Genomic DNA, 26,644 nt, shown 5'->3' with positions numbered 1-26,644 from the left:
CGCGCGCCGGTCCTCCCTCTTTATTCAGATGATTTGCCAAGGCGCCCTGCCTGCAAGGGTTTCCATGGATCAGACGATACTCCGCGACTGCAAAAAATCCGCTACGCATCGACTATTACAGGCCCGTGAAAGAGTTACCGAAATTAGATGTATCTTTTTGGGATATTTTTTTGAGAAGGGATTGATTTCTTGTTTTACCCTTCATACAATTCGTCCCAAGCTGTTACGAAATGTAACGCGATGTATCAAAAGGTCGTTGCCTGTATCAGGTGGTGACATGTAGCCGGAGGACAACGTTTCCGGTGAGGCACAAAAGACATAACGGCAAAAAGCCGACATAGTAATTCGGGGCTTCGGAAACACAGAAAATGGACCGTAGCAGCGAGACGTTGGATTCAATCCGCGAAATCAACTTGTCTTACATCATGCTCGCGCAGCGTATGCTGCGTGAGGACAAACCGGTCGGCATGTTCCGGCTCGGACTGTCGTCGGAACTGGCTGATCTGCTTGCCGGGCTGTCGCTTGCGCAGATCGTCAAGCTGGCCGCTTCCGATCAGCTTTTGTGCTTCTTCCGCTTCAACGACCACTCCATGTTGTCGGCGTTGACGCAAACGACGAAGCACACAGCAGTTGCACCGACTCACGCGGCGATCCTGCTTGCAGGCCAGCCGGCTGAGCAGTTTGCTTAAGAGGTGACTGCGATGCTCAAGCGTAGCCTGACGGAAGACGCACAGGAAGTATTCCGCGCCATCGCGCTGATCGAACTCGGCGCGCGCATGCAGGTGCTCGAAAGCGAGTTGACGCTCTCGCGCGACCGCATGATCCGCCTGTATCGCGAGGTCAAGGGTGTATCGCCGCCGAAAGGCATGCTGCCCTTCTCGGCCGACTGGTACATGACGTGGCTGGCGAACATTCACGCGTCGCTGTTCTACAACACGTATCTGTTTCTGAAGAACGAAGCGCGCTGCTCGCATCTGGACGCGCTGACCAAAGGTTATCGCCTGTATCTGGAGCATTGCCAGCACAGCGAAACCGAACCGGTGCTGGATCTGACGCGTGCATGGACGCTGGTGCGTTTCTTCGACGCCGACATCCTGCAACTGACCAAGTGCTGCCGCTGCACCGGCAAGTTCGTCGCGCACAAGCACGACCTGCAACACAACGTGGTGTGCGGCGCTTGCCAGCCGCCGTCGCGCGCAGGCAAGACGAAGAAGGCCGCTGCCGCCCGTCAGGAAGCGCTCGAAGCGTCGCAGATCGCTCAGGCCGCCTGAGTCGTACGTTATTTGCAGTGAATCGATGAGGGCCGGTCCAGCCTGAGTCGAACCGAAGCCGCAAAAGTAAAAGGTCCGCGTTCAAAAGAACGCGGACCTTTTTTATTGGCTGCACGGCCCGCTTCGAACCGTGCGGCGATCCTTCAGGCAGTCAGCCCACCAGTCCCACCGTCTGTACCACCAGCCAGAGATTCGCCGCGCTGATGATGCCGAACAACGCCCACGAAACGAGTCGCGTCGGCAGCCGGTTGGCAAACTCGCCCATCAGCGCGCGGTCGCTCGTCATGCGGATCAGCGGATACAGCGCGAACGGCAGTTGCAGACTCAGCACCACCTGGCTCGCCACCAGTAATTTGCCCACCGCGCCATTGCCCATCATCTGCACGCCGATCAACGCCGGAATCAGCGCCAGCGCGCGCGTGATGAAACGCCGCTGCCAGCACGGAATCTTCAGCTTCAGGAAGCCTTCCATGATGACCTGCCCCGCCACGGTACCGGTGAAGGTCGAACTTTGCCCCGACGCCAGCAGCGTGATGGCGAACAGCACCGCCGCGAACCCCGTCCCGACGATCGGCGCGAGCAACTTGTAAGCGTCTTCGATTTCGGTGACCTGATTGTGGCCGGTGGCGTGAAACGCGGCGCCGGCCAGAATCAGGATCGCCATATTGATCAGCAACGCCAGCACGAGCGACACGATCGTGTCGATGCGCGACATGCCGATCGCCGTGCGGATGCTCGCGGTATCGCGCTTCACCGCGCGAGTCTGCACGATCGAAGAATGCAGGTAGAGGTTGTGCGGCATGACCGTCGCGCCGAGAATGCCGATCGCGAGATACAGCGGCTCGCGGCTGCTGAGCGCCTGCCAGGAAGGAATCAGCCCTTGCGCGACGGACGGCCAGTGCGGTTTCACCAGCGCCAGTTCGATGATGTAACCGACGCCGATGGTCGCGATCAGCCCAAGCATGATCGCCTCCAGATCGCGGAAATTCTTGCCCTTCAGGCCGAGCACGATCAGCGTGTCGAACGCGGTGAGCAGCACGCCGGTGGTCAGCGAGCATTTGAAGATCAGATGAAACGCGAGCGCGCCGCCGAGCACTTCGGCGAGATCGCAGGCAACGATCGACAGTTCGGCGAGCAACCACTGGAAACGCGCGACGCCGGGCGAATAACGCTCGCGCGACAATTCGGCGAGGTCGCGCCCGGTGGCGATGCCGAGACGCATGCTCAGGCATTGCAGCGCCATCGCGGCAAGACTGGAGAGCAGCACCACGAACAGCAGGCTGTAACCGTAGCGCGAACCGGCTTCGATGTCGGTGGCCCAGTTGCCGGGGTCCATGTAGCCGATCGAAATCAGCAGACCCGGTCCGGCGAATTGCAGGATTTTTTTCCAGAACGGCGCGCCCGGCGAGACGGAAACCGAGCCTTGCACCTCGGATGGGCAAAACGGCGCCGTGGCGGTGGTCGGTAGTTTGAACTGCAATCCGGTGGTCTCTTGAAGGGGATAAAACGCGACGCCGCGTGACGGCCATCGCGAACCGCCTCAAGTGTACAAAGAAACCTCCGGCAATGTCCCGCTCAGTGCATAACGGCCGACATCGCGCACGCGGTAGTCCAGCGGATCGTGCAAGGTATGCACGCGAGCGTTGCGCCAGAAACGGTCGAGCGCGAGCGGCGCGTGCGTGGCACGGGCACCGCACGCATCGAACAGCTTTTCGCTGACGTCGAGCGCCGCGCGATGCGCGACGATCTTCGCCTCCGACGTGGCGAGCGCGACATGGGCGCGTGCCTCGGCCGTGAGCGCAGGACCTTGCTGCCAGGCGTCGTCGATGACATACGCGGCGCGCGTGGCCAGCGCCTCGGCACTCACCGTCTGCAAATGCATTTCGCCGAAACGCTGGATCAGATACGGGTCGTCGGTGGCTTTCTCGACGCCCGAATTGACCCACGGTCTGCCGTGCTGGTTCACGTAGGCACGCGCTTCGTCGAGCGCACCCTGTGCAATGCCGACGAACAGATTCGTCAGCACCAGTTGCGAGATCAGCGTGCGCAGACTCGCGTACGGCGTGTCGGCTTTATGCAGCACTTCTCGCGCGTCCACTCTCACTTCCGAAAACGATACGCTGCCGCTGTCGGTCTGCCGCTGCCCGATCGGATTCCAGTCTTCGTGAACGGTGATGCCTTCGCGCGTGGTCGGCACGGCCGCAAAAACCGGCTTGCCGGTGGCGGGATCGTGCGCGGAAATGGTCATCATCTGCGAGCCGCGCGTGCCCGAGCAAAAACCCTTTTGCCCATTCAGCAGATAGCCGCCGTCAGCCGTTGCGGTTGCCACGAGGCGCGTGTCGAGCGGATTGACGGCGTTGCCCCACCACCAGCGCCCCTGCACCGTGCCGCCGAGATAGCGCTCGCGTTGCCCGGCGTTACCCCACACGTTCACGCTCACGACCTGCAGACACGTGAAGCCGAGCAGATGCGCGAGCGCACTGTCGACCCGCGCAATGGTGCGGATCGTCTCGTAGATGTCGGGCCAGCGCGCGCCTTGACCGCCGAATTCTCGCGGCACGGCGAGCGTCAGCAATCCGGCGTCGGCAATCCACTGCTTTTCCTGCGCGGCATGGCCGCCATCGCGGTCGCGTTGTGCCGCACTGGCACGCAGCGCGTCGAGCAGACCGCCGAGATCGCGCACCGGACCGGCGCCGGTGCCGTACCGTGCTGCCTGCGCTGCGAGTGAGCGAGGTTCGTTCATGCAAGTTCCACCTGAAAATAAGCCAACGGCGCGCACGCCTGAGTTTTCATGATTAGCGTTCGACACGAAAACGCGGTACAGGTACGTCTATTCTTCACGCGGATAGTCGATCGAACTGACGCAACACTTCACGCCCGATCGGCAAGCCGTCGCACGAAACGATCGCCCACAAACTGCACTGCCGTGACGATTGCGATCAACAGCACGATCACCGTGACCATCACGGTCGTGTCGAAACGCTGATAACCGTAACGGATAGCGAGGTCGCCGAGACCGCCCGCACCGACTGCGCCCGCCATCGCCGAGGAGCCGATCATCGCCACCACGGTAATCGTGAAACCGCCGAGAATGCCGGGCAAGGCTTCGGGCAGCAGCACATGCCAGATGATATGACGTCGCTGCGCGCCCATTGCTTGCGCGGCCTCGATCAAACCACGGTCCACTTCGCGCAAACTCACCTCGGCCACGCGCGCAAAGAAGGGAATCGCGGCAATGCTGAGCGGCACGACCGCCGCCCACACGCCGATCGTCGTACCGATCAGCAGACGCGTGAGCGGCAGCAACGCGACCAGCAAAATGATGAACGGCGTGGAGCGGAATGCATTGACCAACGCGCCGAGCGACCGGTTCACCGCCCGCTTTTCAAAAATACCGCCGCGCGTGGTGGTGACCAGCACGAGTGCGAGCGGAATGCCGAGTAGGGCCGCAAAGAAAGCGGACGCACTCACCATCACGATGGTGTCGCGAATGCCGTCTGCCAGTTCGGACAGCCAGAGATCAGACATAACCGAGTACCTCGACATGATTGGCGTAGCGGCGCGCGCGTTCGAGCAACGCTGCGATCTGCGTCTGCAAGGCGCCTTCCGTATTCGCGCTCAATTGCGAGGACACGACCAGACGGCCTTGCGAATGACTTTGAATCCGATCGATGCCGCCGTGCACGAAGTTCACCCGACCACCGTCCACACTCAGCGCATGAGTCAGCGCGCCCAGATCGGGTTCGCCGGCATCGGCGCCCGTGAAGCGCACGTCGAGCAGAACACGCGTCCCGCCGTGCTGCGCAACGTCAGGCGAAGTTCTCACGCGAGCGGCGAGATCCGCGGGCAGATCGTGCACCAGCGTACGCAGCAGCGCGCGCGTCGCGTCGTGCCGTGGATCGCCGAAGACGCGCCACACGGGGCCCGTTTCGACCACTGCGCCACGTTCTATTACCGCGACCGTATCGCAGACTTCGCGAATCACTTCCATCTCGTGCGTGATCAGCACGATCGTCAAACCGAGGCGCCGGTTGATATCGCGCAGCAACGCGAGAATAGCCTGCGTGGTTTCCGGGTCGAGCGCGGACGTGGCTTCGTCGCACAGCAGAATATCCGGATCGGTCACGAGCGCACGCGCAATACCCACTCGCTGCTTCTGACCGCCCGAGAGGCTTGCCGGATACGCATCGCCTTTCGCCGTCAGGCCAACCAGCTCAAGCAGTTCTGCCACCTTCCGTTCTATTGCCGCTTTCGGCACGCCCGCTATTTTCAGCGGCAGCGCAATGTTCTCGCGTACCGTTTTCGCGGAGAGCAGGTTGAAATGCTGAAACACCATGCCGATGCGCCGTCGCAGGCTGACGAGACCGCGCTCGTCCAGTTCGCCGACATTCACGCCGTTCACGCGCACCGCGCCCGTGCTCGGCTTCTCGAGACCGTTCACCAGCCGCAGCAAGGTGGACTTGCCCGCGCCGCTGCGTCCGATGATGCCGAACACTTCGCCGCGCGCCACCTCCAGCGCGACGTTCGCGAGCGCAGCGGTGGGCGCGCCTTTCGCACCGGCGAATACCTTGCCGACGCGATCGAAAACGACGGCGGCGTGACCGGCTTTCGTCGCGCCATGCTCTGCCGCGAACGTCGGGGCGTCTTCGATAAAATGGGGGACGTCGAACAGATTCGTCATCGCGAAACTCCTTTTACGCTTCCACGGTAGCGCGCGCACGGCGCCGGTGTTGCGCGCCTGCATGCGTGTCCGGCAAGCGGGCACGGCCGCCGCCGAAGAGCTTTTCGCGCAAGGTCGGCGCGGGATCGTAGTCTTCCTTGTAGACGCCGCGATTCTGCAATTCCGGCACCACCAGATCGACGAAGTCTTCGAACGATTCGGGCATGACCGTGCGTGTCAGATTGAAGCCGTCCACGCCGGCTTCTTCGATCCACGACACGAGTTCGTCCGCAATCTGCGCGGGCGAGCCGACCACCGGTTTCGCGCGACCGCCGAGCGTCATCTGTTCGAGTACCTTGCGTTTGGTCCACACGCCACTGGTGCTCTTTTTAGAAATGGCTTCCATCGCCGATTGCATCGACTCGGTTTTGACATAGGAAATCGGTTCGTCCAGCTCGTATTGCGAAAAGTCGATACCGGTCGAACTCGAAAAGTGCGCGATGCCGCCTTCCGCACTGGCATAGCGGCGATATTCGGCGAACTTCTCCTGCGCCGCACGCTCGGTTTCGCCGACCACGACCGTGATGCCGGCAAAAATCTTGATGTCGTCGGGCGCGCGGCCGAAGCTCACGGCGCGTGCACGAATGTCGTCCACGATCGACCGCGTCAGCTGTTTATTCTGTCCGCCGACGAACACGCATTCCGCGTGACGTGCCGCAAAATCGACACCGCGGCTCGACGACCCGGCCTGATAAAGCACCGGCGTACGCTGTGGCGACGGCTCGCTCAGATGAATCGCGTCGATCGAATAGTAGGGGCCATCGTGCTTCACGCGATGCACCTTGTCGGGATGCGAAAAGATGCGTGCCGCGCGATCGCGCACCACCGCGTCGTCTTCCCAGCTTTGCTCCCACAGTTTGTAGACCACGTCCATGTAATCGTCGGCGCGATCGTAGCGGTCGTCGTGACCGATCTGTTGCGCGAGGCCCATGCCTCGCGCCGCGCTGTCCAGATAGCCGGTCACGATGTTCCAGCCCACCCGTCCTCGGGTCAGATGATCCAGCGTGGACATGCGGCGCGCGAACAGATAAGGCGGCTCGTAGGTGAGATTCGACGTCACGCCGAAGCCGATATGTTTCGTCACGTGCGCCATGGCCGGCACAATCAGTGCGGGATCGTTGATCGGAATCTGCACCGACTCGCGCAACGACGTGTCCGGCCCACCCTGATACACGTCGTACACGCCGACGATATCCGCCAGAAAAATGCCGTCGAATTTGCCGCGCTCCAGTGTTTGCGCGAGATTCGTCCAGTAGTCGAGATCGGTGTAATGCGCCGAACGGTCGCGCGGATGCGTCCACAAACCATGATTGATATGCCCGACCGCGTTCATATTGAAGGCGTTCAGCAGAATCTTTTTCTTCGCCACCGTATCACTCCTCGTGCTGTGCGCCGACCGGCCGATCCACGCGTACTTTGCTGCTTACCACGCCACCGCGTAGAGATTGCCAAAGGCCTTGTCGAGCGCCGCGCGCACGGCCGGCGAATGCTGATAGATCGAAATGAACTTGCGGATACGCGGATCATTCGCGCTTTCCGGACGCACGACCCACTGGATCGCGTAGTTCTTGTTCTCCAACCCGTCGAACAGCAGCGCACTGTTCGGGTCGGTCGTGCCCGCGAGTTTGATGAAGCTCGGATAACCTTGCGCCAGATCGACGTCGTCGAGCGAACGGGCCAATTGCGACGCTTCGAGTTGCACGATCTTCAGATGCTTCGGGTTATCGACGATGTCGAGCGTGGTGGCGCGATAGTCGACGCCCGGCTTCAGCTTGATGAGACCGGCGCGTTGCAGCAGCAACAGACCGCGTCCGCCGTTCACCGGATCGTTGGCGATGGCGACGGTCGCGCCGTCTTTGAGTTCGTCGAAGCGTTTGATCTTCTTCGAGTAGAGGCCGATCTTCATGATCGTGCCCGGTGCAATGGCGACGAAGTTATAACCGCCCTGCTTCTTCGCATTTTCCAGAAAGGGAATGTGCTGGAAGTAATTGACGTCGATGTCCTTGTTAGCGAGCGCGGCATTCGGCGTGTTCCAGTCCGTGAATTCGATGATCTTCACGTCGAGCCCCTGCTCTTTCGCTTCGTGCGCCGCCACTTTGAGCGCCTCGATCTGCGGACTCGTCGCCGTGCCGATTTTCAGCGTCGGCGTGTCAGCCGCATTGGCCGTGAGAGCCGATAACGCAAGCGCGAGACCGAGCGCGCCGAACAGAGAGACAGACGACGCGCGCGCGAGGCGCCGCAAATTGAAAAAAGAATGACGCATGATTAGCTCGTTAAATTCGGGTCGTAGTTCGGGTCGTAATTCGGGTATCGAATCGATGCCTGCTCCACGTTCGCTCGGGACGAGACGAACCGGCGGCACGACGAAGGCCGTGCCGGCATGGCGGGAACAGTGGATATCCGCCACGGTGGCGGCAAAACAGAACGCGCTAAGGTGTCGACGCAAACCGTAGCGCTAACAGCGGTGCTAACGACAACACAAACAGCGGCAGATCGGACGGGTCATCGCCTCTCTCCAGATGAGGTGCGATTCATCATAGAGGCTGCCCTTGCGGCGGTCTACGAAGGGATTTTCGAAAGGAAAGCGGTAAAAATGATTTGGAGCGACGGTGCATCGGTCAAGCGCCGCACCGGCATCCAATAAAAAAGCCGGACCGCGCTTTCGCGCGATCCGGCTTTCACTACTTCGTTTTACGACGGGGTCGAGGCTGCTTATTGCCCGGCTACCTGCTGCGCCGGAGCACCCGAAGCCGCCGCGCCCGACGCCGGCGCAACCGCGCCAACCGCCGTGCCGGGCGCATTCACGTCGCCCCAGCCGCCGCCCAGCGCGCGAATCAGATTGACCGTCGCCACCGCCTGCGTGCCCGACAAATGGCTCGCCTGCAGTTGCGAGATCAACACCTGCCGCTCGCCGTCGATCACGTCCAGATAGCTGACCGCGCCTTCCGTGTACTGGGTACGCGACAGATGCGCGGCCCGTTGCGACGCTTGCACGGCAACGTTCTGCTCGCGCATCTGGTCGTCGAGCAAACGCAGATCGGCCAGATTGTCTTCGACCTCGCGGAACGCCACCAGCACCTGCTGACGATACTGCGCCACGTCTTCGTCGTACTTCGACCGTGCCTGCGCGAGATTGGCCTTGCGGCGTCCGCCGTCGAACAGCGGCACGGTCAGCGCGGTGCCGGCCAGCGGCCCGAGCAGGAACGCGCGGCTCGACCACATGAACAGATCGCCGAGCGTCGCCGACTCGTAACCGAACGCACCCGTGATATCCAGCTTCGGGAAGAACGCCGATTTCGCGAGACCAACGCGCGCATTCGCCGCCGCCATGGCACGTTCCGCCGCCGAGATGTCCGGACGCCGTTCGAGCAGCGCCGACGGCAGACCCGGCGGCACACGCACCGTCACCGGCGCGAGCGGCGCCTCCGCGAAGGAGAAATCCGCGGGCGGCTCGCCGAGCAGAATGGCGAGGCTGTGCTCGGAGGCCGCGCGCTGACGCGCCACACCCACGGCATCGGCACGCGCGCTCGCCAGTTCGTTGCGGGCACGCGAGACGTCAAGTTCGCCGATATCGCCTTCCTTGAAGCGCCGTTCGACCAGCTTCAGCGTGTCTTCACGCAACGCCACGGTACGGCGGTACAGATCCTGATCCGTGTCCAGCTCGCGCAACTGGAAGTAGTTCTGCGCCACATCGGCTTGCAGCGACAGTTGTACCGAGCGGAACAAGGCTTCGCTCTGCTGTTCGTCGGCACGCGAGGCGCTCACATTCGAGCCCACGCGGCCGAACAGATCGGCTTCATACGACGCACCCACCTGCGCGCGCCAGATCGTGCCCGTGGTGCCGCCCGCGCTGTCCGGCAGCAGTTGCGAGGCCGCCGAAGCACGCTCGCGTGTCGGACCGAAGCCCGCGTCGAGCTTCGGGAACCAGTCGGACTTCGCCGCCTGCGTCACGGCGCGTGACTGCTGCACCCGTGCCGCCGCCGCTTTCAGATCCTGGTTGGCCGCCGCGGCCTGTTCTTCCAGGGCGTTCAGTTGCGGATCGCCGAACACCGCCCACCAGTCGCCACGATGCGCGTCGTCGGCGGGTTGTGCCGGCTTCCACGTACCGGTGTCGTGCGCGGACGCCGCAGGCGTTTCCTTGAAGGCAACCGGCGTATCCACGTCGGGCCGCTTGTAGGTCGGCTCGACGGAGCAGGCTGCGAGCAGGGCCAGCAGCAGGCCGCTGGCCGCCGCCTTGCCCCATCCGCCTAAAGATTCAAAGCGTTTCATTGTTGTTTTCTCCTCAGACGTCCGTCACCGGGCCGCCAATGTGCGGCGAGTCCTTCTGCGCGACGTGGATCGTGCCACCCGCCAGCGTGCGCAGCACCACGTAGAACACCGGCGTCAGCATCAGGCCGAACAGCGTCACGCCGAGCATGCCGAAGAACACCGCGATACCCATCGCGTGACGCATTTCCGAACCGGCACCGCTCGATACGACCAGCGGCACGACACCCATGATGAACGCGATCGACGTCATCAGAATCGGGCGCAGACGCAGCCGGCTCGCCTCGATTGCCGCCGCCAGCGGCGTGCGTCCGTCATGCTCCAGTTCGCGGGCGAACTCGACGATCAGAATCGCGTTCTTCGCCGACAGCCCCACCAGCACCATCAAGCCGATCTGCGTGAAGATGTTGTTGTCGCCATGCGTGAGCCAGACACCGGTCAGCGCGGACAGCACGCTCATCGGCACAATCAGGATCACCGCGAGCGGCAGCGTCAGGCTTTCATACAGCGCGGCCAGCACGAGGAACACAAGCAACACGCTGATCGGGAACACCCACAGGCCCGCATTGCCGGCGATGATCTGCTGGTACGTCAGGTCGGTCCATTCGAGCTTCACGCCGTGCGGCAAGGTCTCGGCCGCCACGCGTTCGGCCGCGGCCTGAGCCTGCCCGGACGAGAAGCCCGGTGCCGGTCCGCCGTTGATGTCGGCAGCCGTGTAGCCGTTGTAGCGCACCACCATTTCCGGACCGTAGGTCGGCGTCACCGTCACCAGCGAAGACAACGGCACTATGTCGCCCGCCGCGTTACGCGTCTTCAGTTGCAGGATGTCGTCGGCACGTTGACGGAACGGCGCATCGGCCTGCACCCGTACCTGATACACGCGGCCGAAACGGTTGAAGTCGTTCACGTACAGCGAGCCGAGATAGATCTGCATCGTGTTGAACACGTCCGTGACCGGCACACCGAGTTGCTTCGCCTTCACACGGTCGAGGTCCACGTTCAGTTGCGGCACGTTGATCTGATAGCTCGAGAAGGTCGGGCCCAGTTCAGGCGTTTGCGCCGCTTTCTTCACGAAGGCTTCGGCGGCCTTGTTCAACTCCGCGTAACCCACCGCGCCGTGATCTTCCAGCTGCATCTTGAAGCCGCCGAGCGTACCGAGACCGAGCACCGGCGGCGGCGGGAACACCGCCACGAACGAATCCTTGATCGCGCCGTACTTCTGGTTCAATGCGCCCGCAATCGCCCCGGCTGCCAGCGTCTTGCTGCCGCGCTCCTTGAACGGCTTGAGCGTGACGAACACGATGCCCGCGCTCGAACTATTCGTGAAGCCGTTCACCGACAAACCCGGGAACGCCACGGCGCTTTCCACGCCCGGCTGCTTCAACGCAATCGCGCTCATGTCGCGGATCACTTTTTCCGTGCGGTCGAGCGAGGCGCCGTTCGGCAGTTGCGCGAATGCGATCAGGTACTCCTTGTCCTGCGCCGGCACGAAGCCGCCCGGCACGACACGCGAGATCAGCACGGTTGCGCCCAGCAGGATTGCGTACACCGCGAGCATCGCGCCCTTGCGGCGCAGCACGCCCGTTACGCCCTTGCCGTACGCCGTCGAGCCGCGATGGAACACCTTGTTGAAGCCCTTGAAAAAGCGGCCCAGCAGACGGTTCATCACACGCGTCAGGAAGTCTTCCTTCGCGCCGTGACCGCGCAGCAGCAGAGCGGACAACGCCGGCGACAAGGTCAGCGAGTTGAACGCCGAGATCACCGTCGAGATCGCGATGGTCATCGCAAACTGCTTGTAGAACTGACCCGTCAGGCCCGTCATGAAGGCGAGCGGCACGAACACGGCCACCAGCGTCAGCGCGATGGCGATAATCGGCCCACTCACTTCCTGCATGGCCTTATACGTCGCATCCCGCGCACTGAGCCCGTTCTCGATGTTCCGCTCGACGTTCTCCACCACCACGATTGCATCGTCAACCACGATCCCGATGGCGAGCACCATGCCGAACAGCGAGAGCGCGTTGATCGAGAAGCCGAAGGCCAGCAGCAGCGAGAACGTCCCGACGATCGACACCGGCACCGCGATCAGCGGAATGATCGACGCGCGCCACGTTTGCAGAAACACGATCACCACGATCACCACCAGCGCGATCGCTTCGAGCAGCGTGTGAATCACGGCCTCGATACTCGACCGCACGAATTGCGTCGGGTCGTAGACGATCTTGTATTCGACACCGGCCGGCATGTCTTCGGCGAGTTCCTTCATCGCCGAGCGAACCTGGTCGGAAATCGCCAGCGAGTTCGCACCCGGTGCCTGGTTGATGGCGAGCGCCACGGCCGGTTTGTTATCCAGCAGCGAACGCAGGCCGTATTCCGATGCCGCGAGTTCGATCCGCGCGATGTCGCGCAGATACGTCACGCCGCCGTCCGGCGCGGTCTTGACGATGATGTCGCCGAATTCGCCCTCGGTCTTCAAACGGCCGCGCGCATTCACCGACAACTGCAATTGCGTGCCCGGCACCGAAGGCGATGCGCCGATCACACCGGCCGCCACCTGAATGTTCTGCTCGCGAATCGCGTTGACCACTTCGGTCGCCGTCAGGCCGCGTTGCGACACTTTCTGCGGATCCAGCCAGACGCGCATGGCGTAGTCGCCCGAACCCCACAGCTGCACTTCGCCGACGCCCTGGATCCGCGCAAGACGATCCTTCACGTTGAGCACCGCGTAGTTACGCAGATACGTCATGTCGTAACGGTCGTTCGGCGAGATCAGGTGGACCACCATGGTCAGCGTGGGCGAGCTCTTGATCGTCGTGATGCCGAGACGTTGCACGTCTTCCGGCAAACGCGGCAAGGCCTGATTCACACGGTTCTGCACCAGTTGCGTGGCGAGATCGGGATTCGTGCCCAGCTTGAACGTGACGGTCAGCGTGAGATTGCCGTCGCTATTCGCCTGCGACTGCATGTACAGCATGTTCTCGACGCCGTTGATCTGTTCTTCGAGCGGCGCCGCGACTGCTTCGGCGATCACTTTCGGATTGGCGCCGGGATATTGCGCGTGCACCACCACCGAAGGCGGCACGACTTCCGGATATTCCGAAATCGGCAGCTTGAAGAGCGCGATGATGCCGCCCAGCAGAATCAATACCGATAGCACGCCGGCAAAGATCGGCCGATCGATGAAGAATTTGGATATGTTCATGGGAAGCTCTTAACGTTGGAGCAAGCGCCGGCTGCGACGCGCGCAATGGATCGCGCGGTGCAGCGGCGCGCGAGGCTCACGAATTCTTGTCGGCCGCTTTTGCGCGAGTCTGCGCGAGCGGCGCGCTGTTCGGATCCTGGTCGGCGGTCATCGGCACGACGTGGGCGCGCACTGCATCGCCCGGACGCACACGCTGAATACCGTTCACGACGATGCGGTCATTCGCTTTCAGGCCGCCCTTGACCACGCGCAGATTGCCCTGCATGCCGCCCACCGCGATCTCGCGATACACCACGTGATTGTTCTGATCGACCACCAGCACGAACTTCTTGTCCTGATCGGTGCCGACTGCCGCGTCGTCGATCAGCAGCGCCGGATGCGGCTCGCTGCCGCCCACTTTCACGCGTGCATAGAGACCCGGAATCAGCGCGCCGTCCTGATTGTCGAAGCGCGCGCGCACGCGAATCGTGCCCGACGAGGTATCGAGTCGGTTATCGACCGACTCGATCACGCCGCTACGCGAATAGCCGCTTTCGTCCGCGAGACCGAGTTCCACCGGCACCTTGCTGCCGTCTTTCGCGCGATTCAGGTACTGCAGATAGGTCTGTTCGTCGGCGTCGAACGAAGCGTAGATCGGCGAGACGGACACCAGCGTGGTCAACGGCGCCGAGCTCGCGCCCGCCGACACCACGTTGCCCACGGTGATTTCCGCGCGCGACACGCGGCCCGACACCGGCGCGACGATCTTCGTATAGCCGAAGTTGATGCGCGCGGTTTCGACGGCCGCTTGCGCCGCCTTCAGGTTCGCGCTCGCTTCACGCGCGGCGTTCTGCTTCTCGTCGTAGTCGCGTTTGGCGATGGCGTTGTCGGCGATCAGGCGCTGTGCGCGCTCCCAGTCGCTTTGCGTGTAGCCCGTGCGTGCCTGCGCCGCGGCGAGTTGCGCTTCGGCGCGATCCACTTCGGCTGCATACGGACGCGGGTCGATCACGAACAGCGTGTCGCCCTTCTTCACGAGCGCGCCGTCCTTGAAGTTGACGGAGACGATCGTGCCCGGCACCTGCGAACGCACGTCCACTTTTTCGACCGCTTCGAGGCGGCCGGAATAGCTCTGCCAGTCGGTGATGGTTTTCTGCACCACGGTCGCCACATCGACTTCCGGCACGATGGTCGGCGCCGCCGGCGCACTCGCGTCGACGCGAATTGCGCCGAACGTACCCAACCCGGCCACGACGACGACGGCTAGCGCTGCAATCGCCACACGGCGACGGGAAAGAGGAAGGATAGTCATATGAAGCTCCCGGTATCGTTGAAAAAGTTCTGCTTATTTCCGCTGTTTCCAGCTTGTTTCTGTTTTATCGATGGGCGCGGGCGTCGAAGCGCCACTGAAAAAATCGCACCGCTTCCTGCAAGGCCGGCGGATGATCGGCAAGCGCCGCATGCGAGACGCTCGGATAGCGCACCACCTGCGTGAGCACGCCCGCGTCGATCAGACTGCTTGCGTATTTCTCCGCTTCCACGTGCAGGACGTCGTTCTGCGCCGTCGCGATCAGCGTGGCGGGCAAGCCCGCGAGCCGCGACGATTCGAGCGGCGCGGCATACGGATGCATGCGCTGCGACGCTTGCGGCAGATACGCGCGGTAGCAGGCGGCGCACTCTTTTGCCGTGATGTCCGAGCCGAGCCGCTGTTCGTCGCCGAGGCGCGTCAGGCTCGGGTCCAGCATCGGGCCGAACAGCGCCTGAGCGGAAATGCGTACGTCGCCGCGATCGCGTGCAATGAAGGCGAGACAGTTCGCCAACTGGCCGCCTGCGTCGTGACCTGCCACGCCGACCTTCTTGCTGTTTCCGCCAAACGCACGCGCCCGCGTCTGCACCCAGAGTGCCGCGCGATGTGCGTCTTCCGGCGCGGCCGGAAACGGAAACTGCGGTGCCAGCGAATAACCCACCGACACCACGAGTGCTGGTAAGTGGTCTGCGAAATAGCGTGCGGCGTAGTCGGCCTGGTCGATCGAGCCCTTCGTAAATCCGCCGCCGTGAAAGTAAAGCAGTACCGGCAGTGCGGTCTTTTCAGCCTGCCGGTACAAACGCAGCGTAATGTCCTGTGCGTGTCCTTCGATCTGTACATCGGTGATCTGAAGTGCCGTGTCTTCGGCCTGTGCCGGGCCGCTGCCAGCAGGCACGAACGAGTACGGCGGTTTAAATGCATCCATGTCGAGCCGCGCAATGCGCATAGAACTTCAATGGTGCGAATTGTGGGTTCGGCAGACTCGTAAATAAATGCCTATAATCCGGCAACACAATTCGGCGCCCCTGAACAATCCGGATGCGATTGCTCTGCGGATTGTTTCTCTGCACGGTGCGCCCGCCCCTTTTCTGGAGGTTTGCAATGGACCGGCTTCAGGCCATGCAAGTGTTCACGCGTGTCGTCGACACAAACAGCTTTACCCGTGCAGCGGAAACGCTCGATCTCCCGCGCGCCTCGGTCACCACGATCATTCAGAACCTCGAAGCGTTCCTCGGCACGCGCCTGATGCATCGGACCACGCGGCGTCTGTCGCTGACGCCGGACGGCGCCGCGTACTACGAACGTTGCGTGCGCATTCTTGCCGACGTCGAAGAGACGGAAGCCAGTTTCCAGAGCGGCAACAAGAAGCCGCACGGCAAGCTGCGCATCGACATGCCCGGATCGATCGGCCGACTGCTGGTCATTCCTTCACTGTGCGAATTCCACACGCGCTACCCGGACATCGACCTGCAACTGGGTCTGACCGACCGCCCGGTCGATCTGCTGCAGGAAGGCGTGGACTGCGTGGTACGTGTGGGCGCTTTGCAGGATTCGTCGCTGGTCGCGCGGCGCATCGGCCTGTTCGAGGGCGTGACGTGCGCTGCGCCCGACTACATCGAACGCGCGGGCATGCCCACGTCGCTCGAAGATCTCGAGAACCACAAAGCGGTCAACTATTTCTCGAGCCGCACGGGACGCACGCTCGACTGGGCCTTCCTGGTTGACGGAAAAGAAATCGAAGTGAAGATGAAAAGCATCGTCTCGGTGAACGACGCCGATGCCTACGTCACGTGCGGACTCGAAGGTTTCGGCCTGATCCAGCCCGCGCTGTTCATGGTGTTGCCGCAACTGCGTTCCGGCCAGCTGGTTGAAGTACTGCCCGAACTGAAGCCCTTGCCGATGCCGATTTCCGCAGTCTATCCGCACAGCCGGCACCTGTCGCCGAAAGTCCGTGTTTTCGTAGACTGGATTGCCGAGCTGTTCGACCGCTGCCCGTTGCTGAGCGGACGCGGCAGTCTCGACGCGACCTGCACCAAGCGCACATTCGAAGAGCGCGAGTCGGCACCGGCACTCGATACGCCGGTCATCACCGAGTGGGTTGCGTGAGAGGCGGAGTGAAGCGCAAACCGCATGCAAATGAAGTACAGAAATTGAAACAGTGAATTTCAACCGCGGCGCTAATGCCGCGGTTGCTTATGCAGGTGCGGGGCCGTCGCGATTGTTCCGAAATCACGACAATTCATTTCATCAAACTACGGTTTATCCCGTACCTCCCAGCCTCTACATTTCACCCTGTCGCGGCGCCACTCGTGCTGCAAACGAATCGACAGGAGTGAATGATGAAACGCAATCTCTTAGCAGGTCTGGCACTTTCGCTCCTCGTGAGCGCTCCGGCATTTGCACAAAGCAGCGGTGGCATTGGCCGCGCCGGCACGTATGACACGCAACCGGCTCCGACCGCGAACGCGAAGACGCGTGAAGAAGTGAAAGCGGAAATCGTCGCCTCTTACCGTGACGGATCGCTGCCCGCGTTGAACCGCACGTCTTATCCGAACAAAGGTTTGATCGGGCAGACGCAAGCCGCACGCATCGCCTTGCAGGAAGACAAAGCAGAAGATACGACGCGACTGGCCAAGGGGCAGTGAGGTTTTAGCTTTCTTCCGCTTCTTCCGGTTCTTCCTTTTCTTATTGTTTGTTATCCGAAACGTTTTTGGAGAATATCATGACGCCTTCTGAACTCGATCATTGGGATAGTGATGTGGCTGTTTGGGTGCCGTATCGGGCTCCGCAACGGTAGGGTTTGACGCTGTGGCGGGTTTGGTTTTTTTTGCCTGCTGGCGGTGGTGTTTCTTTTTGTTTGCCTGCGGCGGTGGTGTTTCTTTTGTTTGTGGTTTATTAGTGTTGCCCCTGTGCGGGGCGGCACTTACTTTCTTTGCCGCGGCAAAGAAAGGTAAGCAAAGAAAGCCGCTCACACCGCTAATGCTATTCGTTATCGGTGGCAGTTCGTGGCGGCGGTGGCCCCGGAGCGTCCGTGTCGTCGCGCACTCCGCGTGAGTGACAAGGCCGTCATCAGTTCCGGCGGCGCTTCGCGCGCCGAGCGGCATGCTGGGGAAACCGCAGGTTTCCATTGAGCTTTTCGCCGAGGCGAAGCCGATGGCCCCCGCAAACAAAAACCGAAGTGAGTGGTTTGGTGAAGTACCGCTCCGGCGCGCGCAGCGTCGCCGGAACGGATGACTGCTGTACCACTGCGGGTGACGATCCACGGTCGGCCCTATCGGTCTCCACTCCCTCTTGTTATGAGAGATGCCCGCTTAGGGTTAGCGGTGTGAGCGGCTTTCTTTGCTTACCTTTCTTTGCCGCGGCAAAGAAAGTAAGTGCCGCCCCGCACAGGGGCAACACTAATAAACCAATAACGCAAAGAAAGAGCGCCGCCGCAGGCAAACAACAAAAACCAATAAGAAAAGAAACCCCACCGCCGCAGGCAAACAACAACAAACCCGCCGGGAAGCAAAAAATCACCTCCGTGGAACCCCCTCCCTCCATTCCCCCCAATGCATAGCAATATCCTGCACCAGCGGATTGCCCGATAAAAACAGATTCTGAATCGCAATCGCAAAGCCGCCCTGCGCAGCATAATTCAATAAGTTATCCGCGCTGCTCTGTCCATCGTATGGTCGATCGAAATCGGAACCCGCTCTCAACACCGCGACGCGATTCAAATCCACCTTGTGCACCGAGGCCGCGCGCTTGAGCGCCTCGTAGGTCGCGTTGTCTTCCTGCTGTGTCGTGCAATACACCCCTTTGCCGTCGGTCAGAATCTTTGTCCAGTCGCGAGCGCGCTGTCCTAGCAGCGTGCCCGACCACCACGTGTCGCCGGCAAGCGTGTCGCATTGAATGACGGTGGGCGGTTTGTTCGCCGGAGCATAAGAATATTTGGCACGCGCCGCCTGCGCCTGCGTGTTGTCCGAAAGCGTGACGTTGCGCGATAACGCAAACGCGGTGTCGGCCAACTGCGTGTTCAGCTGGAATACCTCGGTGCGGTAGTCGAGCGGCGGTTTATCGGTGGGGCTCTTCGTGTTGATGCCCAGATAGCCGGTGTTCCATGTCGGCGGAATCTCGCGGCCGTCGATCTCCCACTGAATGCCGAAGTCCACGAGATATTTCGCCCAAGCGGCCGACCCCACCGTGCCTTGCTGCGGATCGATGCCGGCAATGCCCGCGACCATGAAGTACGTGTGACGCAAATCGAAGCGCGGCGAGAACGTCAGCGCCATGATCGACGCTGCGGCATTGGTGTGCCCCATGCCGGTCGTCATCACGCACACGTCCTGTTTGTTGCAATGGACAGTCGGGTAATCCGGCGACAAACCGTCGACCGCTATTTCGCGCCAGGGTCCGAGGTTGTCGAGCCAGACCTGCCCTTCCGGACCGAACATCGAAATGATCATCACCTTGACGGGTCGTCCATGCGAACCGTTGTCGCCGTGCGAGAAGCCGTCGTTGTCGTCGGCACTCGCGGGACCCGGCGTGAAGGCCGCGCAGGCGGCAAGCGTGATGGCGGAGATGGCGCCCAGCGTGCGAATCAGCATCGTGATCCTCCTGTTGTGTCATGCAGATTGGGAGAAGGTGCAGCTTTCAGGCCGAAAGAAGTATAGGTGCGACGAAATTAATTGCCACTGTGCAGTGCGGTCTGCCCTGCCCCCAGCACGCTCGGCACGTGCTCCCTATAATGGGTAGTTCGCTGCGCGCACCGGATTTGTGCAACTCTCAACAGGAGCATCACGATGGATTATGTGAAACTCGGCCGTACCGGCCTCGATGTATCGCGTCTTTGTCTTGGTTGCATGAGCTATGGCGTACCGGCTCGCGGCACGCATCCCTGGTCGCTGGACGACGAAGCGTCGCGTCCCTTCATCAAGCAGGCACTCGATCACGGCATCAATTTCTTCGACACCGCCAACGTCTATTCGGACGGCACCAGCGAGGAGATCGTCGGCCGCGCGCTGAAAGACTTTGCCAAGCGCGACGAAATCGTTCTGGCCACCAAGGTGAATAGCCGCATGCACAAAGGCCCGAATGGCGCGGGACTGTCGCGCAAGGCCATCATGGCGGAGATCGACAACAGCCTGCGTCGGCTCGGCACCGATTATGTGGATCTGTACCAGATCCATCGCTGGGATTACGACACGCCGATCGAAGAAACCATGGAAGCGTTGCACGACGTCGTGAAGGCCGGCAAGGCACGCTATATCGGCGCGTCGTCCATGTACGCGTGGCAATTCGCCAAAGCGTTGAACGTGGCGGAGCGCAACGGCTGGACGCGTTTCGTGACCATGCAGAACTACGTGAACCTGCTCTATCGCGAAGAAGAGCGCGAGATGTTGCCGCTGTGCGAAAGCGAAGGCATTGGTGTGATTCCGTGGAGCCCGCTGGCACGAGGCCGTCTCACGCGTGACTGGAATACGGAAAGCGCGCGCTCGGAGACCGATGAGTTCGGCCGCACGCTGTATGCGGACACCGCCGAAGCGGATCGCCGCGTGGTGGAACGGGTCGGCGAAATCGCGAAGGAACGCGGTGTGCCGCGCGCACAAGTGGCGCTGGCCTGGGTGCTGCAAAAGAAGCCGATTAGCGCGCCGATCGTCGGCGCCACCAAACTGCATCATCTCGATGACGCGGTGGCGGCGCTCTCGCTAAATCTGAGCGCGGAAGAAATCACGCGCCTCGAAGAACTGTACGTGCCGCATGCGGTAACGGGCTTCAAATAAGCGATCAAACCCAACGGAGCAGCGGCACGCGTCGCACGAACCCGCTGCTCCAATTCACCACGCGCATCGAAATGCACATCGAAACACCCATCGAAGCGCCCCTCAGGCGCGCGGCACGTCCGGCTCGAAAAACACCCAGCGCACCTGCGGAAACGCGGCCTGCAGATCGGCTTCGATCACGTTGATCGCGTCGACCATCGCACGGCCGCTCGCGTAATCGATCATTTCCGCCTGAACCGCCACCACCACGTGGCGTCCCCATTGCAGCGTAATCATGTTGATGATGCTGCGAATCTCGCTACGCGCACGCAAATGCGCTTCGATTGCGCGGCGCACTTCCGGACTCGCCGATTCGCCGACGAGCATCGACTTCACCTCGCGCGCCACGAGCCACGCAATCACCATCAGCAATAGACCCACGCCGATCGACCCCAGCGCGTCGTAGACGGGATTGCCGGTCACCATGGTCATCAGCACCGCCACGAAGGCCATGGCCAGGCCCGCCAGCGCCGCGATATCTTCACCGGCCACCACCAGCAGATCGGACTCGCGCGTTTCGCGGAACCAGCGCCACATGCTTTTCTCGGGATGCGTCTTGCGGATTTCCTTCACCGCGCCCCACAGCGAGAGCGCTTCGAGCACGACGGAAACGCCGAGCACGCCCAGCGCGACATACGCGTATTGCAGCGGCTCGCGCGCGAACAGCCGATGGATGCCCTCGTACACCGAGAACGCGCCGCCGACGAAGAACAGCAACAACGCCACCAGCAGCGAATAAAAATTGATCTCTCGCCCGCTGCCCATCGGATGCAGCGGACTCGCCGGCTTGCGCGCCTCGCGCAGGCCGAACAGCAGGAGAAGCTGATTGCCGCAATCGGCGGTGGAATGAATAGCCTCGGCGAACATCGAGCCGGAACCGGTAAACGCGGCGGCCGCGAACTTGCAGACGGCAATGCCGAGATTGGCGGCGAGCGCGTAAAAAATGGCTTTCGGCGATTCTTCTTTCATCGTCGTGGAGAGGGCGTGAGTGTGGGTGAAGTTTTCGTCGAGCTTTCGGTCGGCATCAGCCCGTATTATGGACATGCCGGGCGGCATGCGTCCAACCGAAACCCAATCAGGCTCCGGTTGGCCCTGCCCGTCTTCACGTCACTCGCCTTATACCCGCTCCAGCGCCGCCATTTCCCGCACGATCACGAGCAGCATCGACAGACTCGCGCCGCCCGTCGCGCGCAGGTCGGCGAGCAGCCGGCCATAGCGTTCGAGTTGCGCGGCACGGCGCTCGCGCCATTGCTCGACCAGCGCTTCGGGTGTGGAAGCCTCGTCGGCATCGGCGAGCGCGCTGGTGGTCAGCGCGCGCTTGAGCCGTGCCAACTCGGCCAGCGCCGTGGCGCGCGCCAGCATGTCCCAATGCGTGGGCGCGGGCAGCGCAGCGGCGCGCTCGCTGATCCAGCTGTAGTTCAGCAAGGTGCCGAGCGCGAAATAGACGCCTGCCACGAGTTCGATACTGCGCCCGCACGTGGACGCCACCTCGGCGATATCGAGCAACGCCGCCGATATTTCGCCGCTGGCGATGCGCACGGCCAGTTCGCTATCCACGCCGGCATCCACGAGCACGCGTTGGCGCTCCGAGAGCGCCTCCATGTCCGCGGCGGGCAACAGAGAGGGCCATTGCGGCGCGAGCCGCTGGGCCGCATCGCGGCAGCGCGCGAGCAGCCCGGCAACGTCGCCGTCGCCGACCGCGCCGGTCTGCAACTGCCGCAGGAACCACAGCGCCGACCGTTCGACGAGCCGCGCGACTTCGACGAACATGCGCGCCTGAACATCGTCCGCCACGCGATTGTCGAGCGCGTCGATGCTGCGCCAGACGTCGTCGAGATCGAACACGTCGCGCGCCATGATGCACGCGCGAACGATCGCGCCCGGCTGCGCGTCGGTCTCCTCCATGAGGCGGTGTACGAACTCGCAGCCCACGCGGTTCACGAGCGCGTTGGTGAGATGCGTGGCGAGAATTTCACGCCGCAACGGATGGCGTTGCATCGGTTCGCTGAAACGCTGACGCAACGGCTTCGGAAAGTACTCCACCAGCATGTCGGCGACCAGCGGGTCTTCCGGCATCGGCGAATCGAGCAGCGCGTCGTACAGCCACATCTTGCTGTACGCCAGCAACACCGCGCGCTCCGGCGTGGTGAGCCCCTGCTTGGCCGCCATGCGTTCGGTGACTTCATCATCGGTCGGCAGGAATTCGATCACGCGATTGAGCCGGCCAGCGCGTTCCAGATAGCGCATCAGACGGGCTTCGGCATCGAGCAGTTCGACGCCGTAGCGCCCGGCAATGGAGAGCGCCTGAGTCTGATAGTAGTTGTCCTGCAACACGAGCAGGCCGACTTCATCGGTCATTTCGGCGAGCAGCGCATTGCGCTGCTTCTCGGTCATCTCGCCGTCCGACACCACGAGGCCGAGCAGAATCTTGATGTTGACTTCGTGGTCCGAACAATCCACACCGGCCGAGTTATCGATCGCGTCGGTGTTGATGCGGCCGCCGCGCTGCGCGAACTCGATGCGTCCGAGTTGCGTGAGGCCGAGATTGCCGCCTTCGGCCACCACCTTGCACTGCAGATCGGCCCCGTTCACGCGGATCGCGTCATTGGCGCGATCGCCCACTTGCAGATGCGTTTCGCGGCTCGCTTTCACGTACGTGCCGATCCCGCCGTTATAGAGCAGATCGACCGGCGCCTGCAAAATCGCGCGCATCAGTTCGGTCGGCGCGAGTGCGGCCGCGCTGATACCGAGCACGGTCTGCACGGCGGGCGATAAGGGAATCGTCTTGGCCGTACGCGGGAACACGCCGCCACCCGCGGAAATCAGCGCGGGGTCGTAATCGGCCCAACTCGATCGATCCATCACGAACAGCCGGCCGCGTTCGGCAAGACTCACGGCGGGATCGGGATTCGGATCGAGAAAAATATGCCGGTGATCGAACGCGGCCACGAGCCGGATATGCGGTGACAACAGCATGCCGTTGCCGAACACGTCGCCCGACATGTCGCCCACGCCCACCACCGTGAAGTCGGTCGCCTGCGTGTCCACGCCCATTTCGCGGAAGTGCCGCTTGACCGATTCCCACGCGCCGCGCGCCGTGATCGCCATCTTCTTGTGGTCGTAACCCACCGAGCCGCCCGACGCAAAGGCGTCGTCGAGCCAGAAGCCGTATTCCTGCGAAATGGCGTTGGCGTAGTCGGAGAAGGTGGCCGTGCCTTTGTCGGCGGCGACCACCAGATAGGGATCGTCGGGATCGTGGCGCACCACGTCGGGCGGCGGCACGACATCGGTGCCGGCGAGATTGTCGGTGAGGTCGAGCAGGCCGCGCAGGAAGGTCTGATAGCAGGCAATGCCCTCGCGCATCCATGCATCGCGTTCGGTGACCGGCGGCGGATTCTTGACCACGAAACCGCCCTTCGATCCCACCGGCACGATCACGACGTTCTTCACCATCTGCGCTTTCATGAGACCGAGCACTTCCGTGCGGAAGTCTTCGCGCCGGTCCGACCAGCGCAGTCCGCCGCGCGCCACCCGTCCGCCACGCAGATGCACGCCTTCCACACGTGGCGAATACACCCAGATTTCGAACATCGGCTTCGGCTCGGGCAAACCGGGCACCTGCGACGGATTGAACTTGAACGACAGATACGGCTTCGGATGTCCGCTGGAATCGAAGCGGTAGTAGTTGGTACGCTGCGTCGCGTTGATGACGCCGAGAAACTGCCGCAAGATGCGGTCTTCGTCGAGATTGGGCACCTGATCGAGCGCGCTCTCGATGGTCTTCAGCCAGCCGTCGACATGGGCCTCGCGAGTGTCGCCGAGCGCCGGGTTGAAGCGCGCGATGAACAGTTCGACCAGCATGCGCGCGATCGACGGATTGCCCGTTACAGCGCGCTCGATGTAGGCGTCGCTGAACGTGGAACCCACTTGCCGCAGATACTTCGCGTAGGCGCGCAAGATCGTCACTTCGCGGGCATTCAGTTGCGCGCGCAGAACGAGACGGTTGAAATCGTCGCTTTCTATCGTGCCGGTCCACACCTGCTCGAACGCTTCTTCGAACAGGTCTTTCACGCGCTCGATATCGAATTCCGCGTCGTCCGCGAGTTCGAGGCCGAAGTCGTGAATCCACGCCGGCGTTGCGCCGATTGCTTCGATCAGATACGGCCGTTCTTCGTCCACACGCACGCCGAGATGTTCGAGCATCGGCAAGCTGCGCGACAACGCAATCGGCGAACCCGCGCGGTACACCTTGAAGCGGAACGCACGCGGCCCGGATTCGATCGGGCGGTACAGGTTCATCGCGAGGCGCTCGCTGCCCTGCACGCGCTCGATCAACTCGATGTCGCGTACCGCCGTGCGTGCGGGATAGTCGTCACGATAGCCCGCGGGAAACGAATCCGCGTAATGTTGCAGCAGACGGTTGCCCTGCTCTTCGCCGTACGCGTCGAGCAAGGCATCGGCGAGGTCGTCCTGCCAGCGGCGCGACACCTGCACGAGACGCGCTTCGAGTTCGCGCACGTCGACGCTCGGCATGCCGTCGGGTTTCGCGTGCACGACGAAATGAATCCGCGCCAGCGTGGACTCCGAAAGCAGCGGCGTGAATTCGACGCTCTCGCCGTTGAACGCGTCGGCCAGCAGATTGGCAATGCGCTGCCGCAAATCCGTGTTGTACTTGTCGCGCGGCACGAACACGAGACACGAGACGAAGCGATCGAAGCGGTCGCGCCGCACGAATAGCCGCGTGCGCTGGTGCTCCTGCAAACGCAGCACGCCGAGCGCGATATCGTAGAGCTGGTCTTCGTCGGCCTGGAACAGTTCGTCGCGCGGATAGGTTTCGAGCACCGTCACCAGCGATTTCGCGAGATGACCTTTTGGCAGGAATCCGGCGCGCCGCACGATGTTCGCGCATTTGCGCCGCACGATCGGAATCTCCGCGGCGGAAACCAGATAGGCCGTAGACGTATAAAGGCCGATGAAGCGTCGCTCGCCCGTCACCTTGCCGTCGGCGCCCGTCAGCTTGATGCCCACGTAGTCCAGATAACCGGGCCGGTGTACCGTGGCGCGCGAATTGGCCTTGGTCAGGAAGATCGGCGAGGCGCCGGCAATGATGTCGGCGGCGGCCGCCGGCAAAGGCGTGATTTCGGCGGCGCCGACCGGACGCAACGCGTCGCGCAGAATGCCGAGGCCCGAGCCCGGCACGGCGCGCAGGCCGTAGCCGACGTCGTGCCGTACAAGTTCGTAATCGCGCTGGCCGAGAAAGGTGAAGTGGTCGGCCACCATCCATTCGAGAAACGCGCGGGCCTCCAGCCCTTCCGGGCCGCCCTCGCCCGCCTTCATGCCCTTGATGGTGACGCGCGCGAGTTCGACGATCTTCGGCCAGTCTTCGACAGCGGCGCGCACGTCGCGCAGCACGCGGGCAATCTCGTCGCGCAAGGCGTCGAGCCTGGCGGCGTCGCCGCAGCGGTCCACTTCGAAATGGATGAACGAGGCGAGTTGCGAGCGCGAATCGGAGGCCTCTTCGGCACCCTGGCTCACGCGCACGATGCTGCCGTCCGGCCCGCGCCAGATGCGGAACACCGGATGCACGACCGAGTGCAGCGCGAGCCCGAGCCGGTTGACGGCCATCGACACCGAATCGACGAGAAACGGCATGTCGTCGTTGACGATCTCGATCACGGTGTGATCGGAATGCCAGCCGTGCTGCTCGAGAATGGGGTTGTAGACGCGCAGGCGTTCGCTGCCCGGCACGAAGCGCTGCGCGGTCTGCCAATGCGCCAGCGCGGCGCCGTACAGGTCGGCAATGGTGCGGCTTTGCAGATCGTCCGCGTCCACGAAATCGTAATAGTGACGCAGGAAAGGCTCGATGACCGCAAAGGTCGGCTCGGGTAAGCGGCCGCGAGCAAACTCGAAGACATCGTTCAGCAGGTGCGTGACGGCTTCTTCATTTTTCGCTTGCATGATGAACTCCCCTGACGGGCGGCATTGGCGAGTGTTGCGTGGTGTTCCCCGCGCGGTCCGGGCATGCTTCTGTCTCACTCGCCTGGACGTGCCGGGGTCCTGCCTGTCAAACCTCGTATTGCGCGATTCGCATGCTTCGTC

The 26,644-nt window shown here is 62.4% G+C and carries 19 protein-coding genes; 6 read left to right on the top strand and 13 right to left on the bottom strand.

Features of this window, described 5'->3' with window-relative positions; genetic code table 11:
* Positions 1 to 368 precede the first annotated feature (368 nt).
* Together flhD and flhC are read left to right on the top strand one after the other, a co-directional pair.
* Entirely contained in the window at positions 369 to 689 is a 321-nt protein-coding gene (flhD, locus tag P3T18_RS13785; RefSeq protein WP_007177882.1) for a flagellar transcriptional regulator FlhD, read from the top strand.
* Between the two features lie 12 nt (positions 690 to 701).
* Entirely contained in the window at positions 702 to 1,271 is a 570-nt protein-coding gene (gene flhC / locus P3T18_RS13780; RefSeq protein WP_408499993.1) for a flagellar transcriptional regulator FlhC, read from the top strand.
* A 151-nt stretch (positions 1,272 to 1,422) separates the two neighbouring features.
* On the opposite strand, the gene P3T18_RS13775 is transcribed toward flhC, so the two are convergent.
* The 6 genes from P3T18_RS13775 to P3T18_RS13750 all read right to left on the bottom strand — a co-directional run bounded on the left by P3T18_RS13775 (position 1,423) and on the right by P3T18_RS13750 (position 8,254).
* The gene (locus tag P3T18_RS13775; RefSeq protein WP_429300471.1) at positions 1,423 to 2,751 is read right to left on the bottom strand and encodes an Nramp family divalent metal transporter; all 1,329 of its coding nucleotides are present in this window, start codon (positions 2,749 to 2,751) and stop codon (positions 1,423 to 1,425) included.
* 60 nt (positions 2,752 to 2,811) lie between these two features.
* Positions 2,812 to 4,014 carry an acyl-CoA dehydrogenase family protein gene (locus P3T18_RS13770; protein WP_429300470.1) on the bottom strand — a complete coding sequence of 401 codons (1,203 nt, stop codon included), beginning with the start codon at positions 4,012 to 4,014 and terminating at the stop codon, positions 2,812 to 2,814.
* Between the two features lie 128 nt (positions 4,015 to 4,142).
* Positions 4,143 to 4,799, bottom strand: coding sequence for a methionine ABC transporter permease (locus P3T18_RS13765; RefSeq protein ID WP_429300469.1), 657 nt, complete (start codon positions 4,797 to 4,799; stop codon positions 4,143 to 4,145).
* Positions 4,792 to 5,952: a methionine ABC transporter ATP-binding protein gene (locus P3T18_RS13760; RefSeq protein WP_429300468.1), complete on the bottom strand. Its 1,161-nt coding sequence runs from the start codon at positions 5,950 to 5,952 to the stop codon at positions 4,792 to 4,794. The genes P3T18_RS13765 and P3T18_RS13760 overlap by 8 nt, the downstream gene beginning before the upstream one ends.
* A 13-nt stretch (positions 5,953 to 5,965) precedes the next feature.
* Positions 5,966 to 7,324 (bottom strand): LLM class flavin-dependent oxidoreductase, encoded by a 1,359-nt coding sequence (locus P3T18_RS13755; protein WP_429301097.1) that lies wholly within the window; start codon positions 7,322 to 7,324, stop codon positions 5,966 to 5,968.
* 90 nt (positions 7,325 to 7,414) lie between these two features.
* Positions 7,415 to 8,254: a MetQ/NlpA family ABC transporter substrate-binding protein gene (locus P3T18_RS13750; RefSeq protein WP_429300467.1), complete on the bottom strand. Its 840-nt coding sequence runs from the start codon at positions 8,252 to 8,254 to the stop codon at positions 7,415 to 7,417.
* 117 nt (positions 8,255 to 8,371) lie between these two features.
* On the opposite strand from P3T18_RS13750, the gene P3T18_RS13745 reads away from it, so the two are divergent.
* Entirely contained in the window at positions 8,372 to 8,635 is a 264-nt protein-coding gene (locus P3T18_RS13745; protein WP_429300466.1) for a hypothetical protein, read from the top strand.
* 68 nt (positions 8,636 to 8,703) lie between these two features.
* On the opposite strand, the gene P3T18_RS13740 is transcribed toward P3T18_RS13745, so the two are convergent.
* The 4 genes from P3T18_RS13740 to P3T18_RS13725 form a co-directional block, all read right to left on the bottom strand.
* Positions 8,704 to 10,260 (bottom strand): efflux transporter outer membrane subunit, encoded by a 1,557-nt coding sequence (locus P3T18_RS13740; RefSeq protein WP_429300465.1) that lies wholly within the window; start codon positions 10,258 to 10,260, stop codon positions 8,704 to 8,706.
* Between the two features lie 13 nt (positions 10,261 to 10,273).
* Complete coding sequence (locus P3T18_RS13735; RefSeq protein WP_429300464.1) at positions 10,274 to 13,459, bottom strand: efflux RND transporter permease subunit; 3,186 nt, start codon at positions 13,457 to 13,459, stop codon at positions 10,274 to 10,276.
* A gap of 76 nt (positions 13,460 to 13,535) precedes the next feature.
* Entirely contained in the window at positions 13,536 to 14,747 is a 1,212-nt protein-coding gene (locus P3T18_RS13730) for an efflux RND transporter periplasmic adaptor subunit (RefSeq protein ID WP_429300463.1), read from the bottom strand.
* Positions 14,748 to 14,811: 64 nt separating this feature from the next.
* Positions 14,812 to 15,666: an alpha/beta hydrolase gene (locus P3T18_RS13725; RefSeq protein ID WP_429300462.1), complete on the bottom strand. Its 855-nt coding sequence runs from the start codon at positions 15,664 to 15,666 to the stop codon at positions 14,812 to 14,814.
* A gap of 176 nt (positions 15,667 to 15,842) precedes the next feature.
* Between P3T18_RS13725 and P3T18_RS13720 the strand changes: the two genes are divergently transcribed.
* Both P3T18_RS13720 and P3T18_RS13715 read left to right on the top strand, forming a co-directional pair.
* Positions 15,843 to 16,847, top strand: a complete 1,005-nt coding sequence (locus tag P3T18_RS13720) for a LysR family transcriptional regulator (RefSeq protein ID WP_429300461.1) — start codon at positions 15,843 to 15,845, stop codon at positions 16,845 to 16,847.
* Positions 16,848 to 17,080: 233 nt separating this feature from the next.
* A complete protein-coding gene (locus P3T18_RS13715) occupies positions 17,081 to 17,386 on the top strand; it encodes a DUF4148 domain-containing protein (protein WP_429301096.1) in 306 nt (101 codons plus the stop codon).
* A gap of 870 nt (positions 17,387 to 18,256) precedes the next feature.
* Here P3T18_RS13715 and P3T18_RS13710 read toward each other — a convergent pair.
* Positions 18,257 to 19,330, bottom strand: a complete 1,074-nt coding sequence (locus P3T18_RS13710; protein WP_429300460.1) for a purine-nucleoside phosphorylase — start codon at positions 19,328 to 19,330, stop codon at positions 18,257 to 18,259.
* Between the two features lie 195 nt (positions 19,331 to 19,525).
* Between P3T18_RS13710 and P3T18_RS13705 the strand changes: the two genes are divergently transcribed.
* Positions 19,526 to 20,506, top strand: coding sequence for an aldo/keto reductase (locus P3T18_RS13705; RefSeq protein WP_429300459.1), 981 nt, complete (start codon positions 19,526 to 19,528; stop codon positions 20,504 to 20,506).
* A gap of 102 nt (positions 20,507 to 20,608) precedes the next feature.
* Here the strand turns inward: P3T18_RS13705 and P3T18_RS13700 are convergent, their stop codons facing one another.
* Positions 20,609 to 21,514 (bottom strand): cation diffusion facilitator family transporter, encoded by a 906-nt coding sequence (locus tag P3T18_RS13700; RefSeq protein ID WP_429301095.1) that lies wholly within the window; start codon positions 21,512 to 21,514, stop codon positions 20,609 to 20,611.
* Positions 21,515 to 21,661: 147 nt separating this feature from the next.
* Positions 21,662 to 26,503 (bottom strand): NAD-glutamate dehydrogenase, encoded by a 4,842-nt coding sequence (locus P3T18_RS13695; RefSeq protein WP_429300458.1) that lies wholly within the window; start codon positions 26,501 to 26,503, stop codon positions 21,662 to 21,664.
* Between the last annotated feature and the right edge of the window lie 141 nt (positions 26,504 to 26,644).

This window comes from Paraburkholderia sp. GAS199, assembly GCF_050436585.1.
GTDB lineage: Bacteria > Pseudomonadota > Gammaproteobacteria > Burkholderiales > Burkholderiaceae > Paraburkholderia.
This window is presented reverse-complemented; position numbering and strand designations above follow the sequence as displayed.

Coding starts and splice junctions, on each gene's coding strand:
- flhD (WP_007177882.1), top strand. CDS start 369: ATGGACCGTAGCAGCGAGACGTTGGATTCAATCCGCGAAATCAACTTG.
- flhC (WP_408499993.1), top strand. CDS start 702: ATGCTCAAGCGTAGCCTGACGGAAGACGCACAGGAAGTATTCCGCGCC.
- P3T18_RS13770 (WP_429300470.1), bottom strand. CDS start 4,014: ATGAACGAACCTCGCTCACTCGCAGCGCAGGCAGCACGGTACGGCACC.
- P3T18_RS13765 (WP_429300469.1), bottom strand. CDS start 4,799: ATGTCTGATCTCTGGCTGTCCGAACTGGCAGACGGCATTCGCGACACC.
- P3T18_RS13760 (WP_429300468.1), bottom strand. CDS start 5,952: ATGACGAATCTGTTCGACGTCCCCCATTTTATCGAAGACGCCCCGACG.
- P3T18_RS13755 (WP_429301097.1), bottom strand. CDS start 7,324: ATGAACGCGGTCGGGCATATCAATCATGGTTTGTGGACGCATCCGCGC.
- P3T18_RS13750 (WP_429300467.1), bottom strand. CDS start 8,254: ATGCGTCATTCTTTTTTCAATTTGCGGCGCCTCGCGCGCGCGTCGTCT.
- P3T18_RS13745 (WP_429300466.1), top strand. CDS start 8,372: ATGGCGGGAACAGTGGATATCCGCCACGGTGGCGGCAAAACAGAACGC.
- P3T18_RS13740 (WP_429300465.1), bottom strand. CDS start 10,260: ATGAAACGCTTTGAATCTTTAGGCGGATGGGGCAAGGCGGCGGCCAGC.
- P3T18_RS13735 (WP_429300464.1), bottom strand. CDS start 13,459: ATGAACATATCCAAATTCTTCATCGATCGGCCGATCTTTGCCGGCGTG.
- P3T18_RS13730 (WP_429300463.1), bottom strand. CDS start 14,747: ATGACTATCCTTCCTCTTTCCCGTCGCCGTGTGGCGATTGCAGCGCTA.
- P3T18_RS13725 (WP_429300462.1), bottom strand. CDS start 15,666: ATGGATGCATTTAAACCGCCGTACTCGTTCGTGCCTGCTGGCAGCGGC.
- P3T18_RS13720 (WP_429300461.1), top strand. CDS start 15,843: ATGGACCGGCTTCAGGCCATGCAAGTGTTCACGCGTGTCGTCGACACA.
- P3T18_RS13715 (WP_429301096.1), top strand. CDS start 17,081: ATGAAACGCAATCTCTTAGCAGGTCTGGCACTTTCGCTCCTCGTGAGC.
- P3T18_RS13710 (WP_429300460.1), bottom strand. CDS start 19,330: ATGCTGATTCGCACGCTGGGCGCCATCTCCGCCATCACGCTTGCCGCC.
- P3T18_RS13705 (WP_429300459.1), top strand. CDS start 19,526: ATGGATTATGTGAAACTCGGCCGTACCGGCCTCGATGTATCGCGTCTT.
- P3T18_RS13700 (WP_429301095.1), bottom strand. CDS start 21,514: ATGAAAGAAGAATCGCCGAAAGCCATTTTTTACGCGCTCGCCGCCAAT.
- P3T18_RS13695 (WP_429300458.1), bottom strand. CDS start 26,503: ATGCAAGCGAAAAATGAAGAAGCCGTCACGCACCTGCTGAACGATGTC.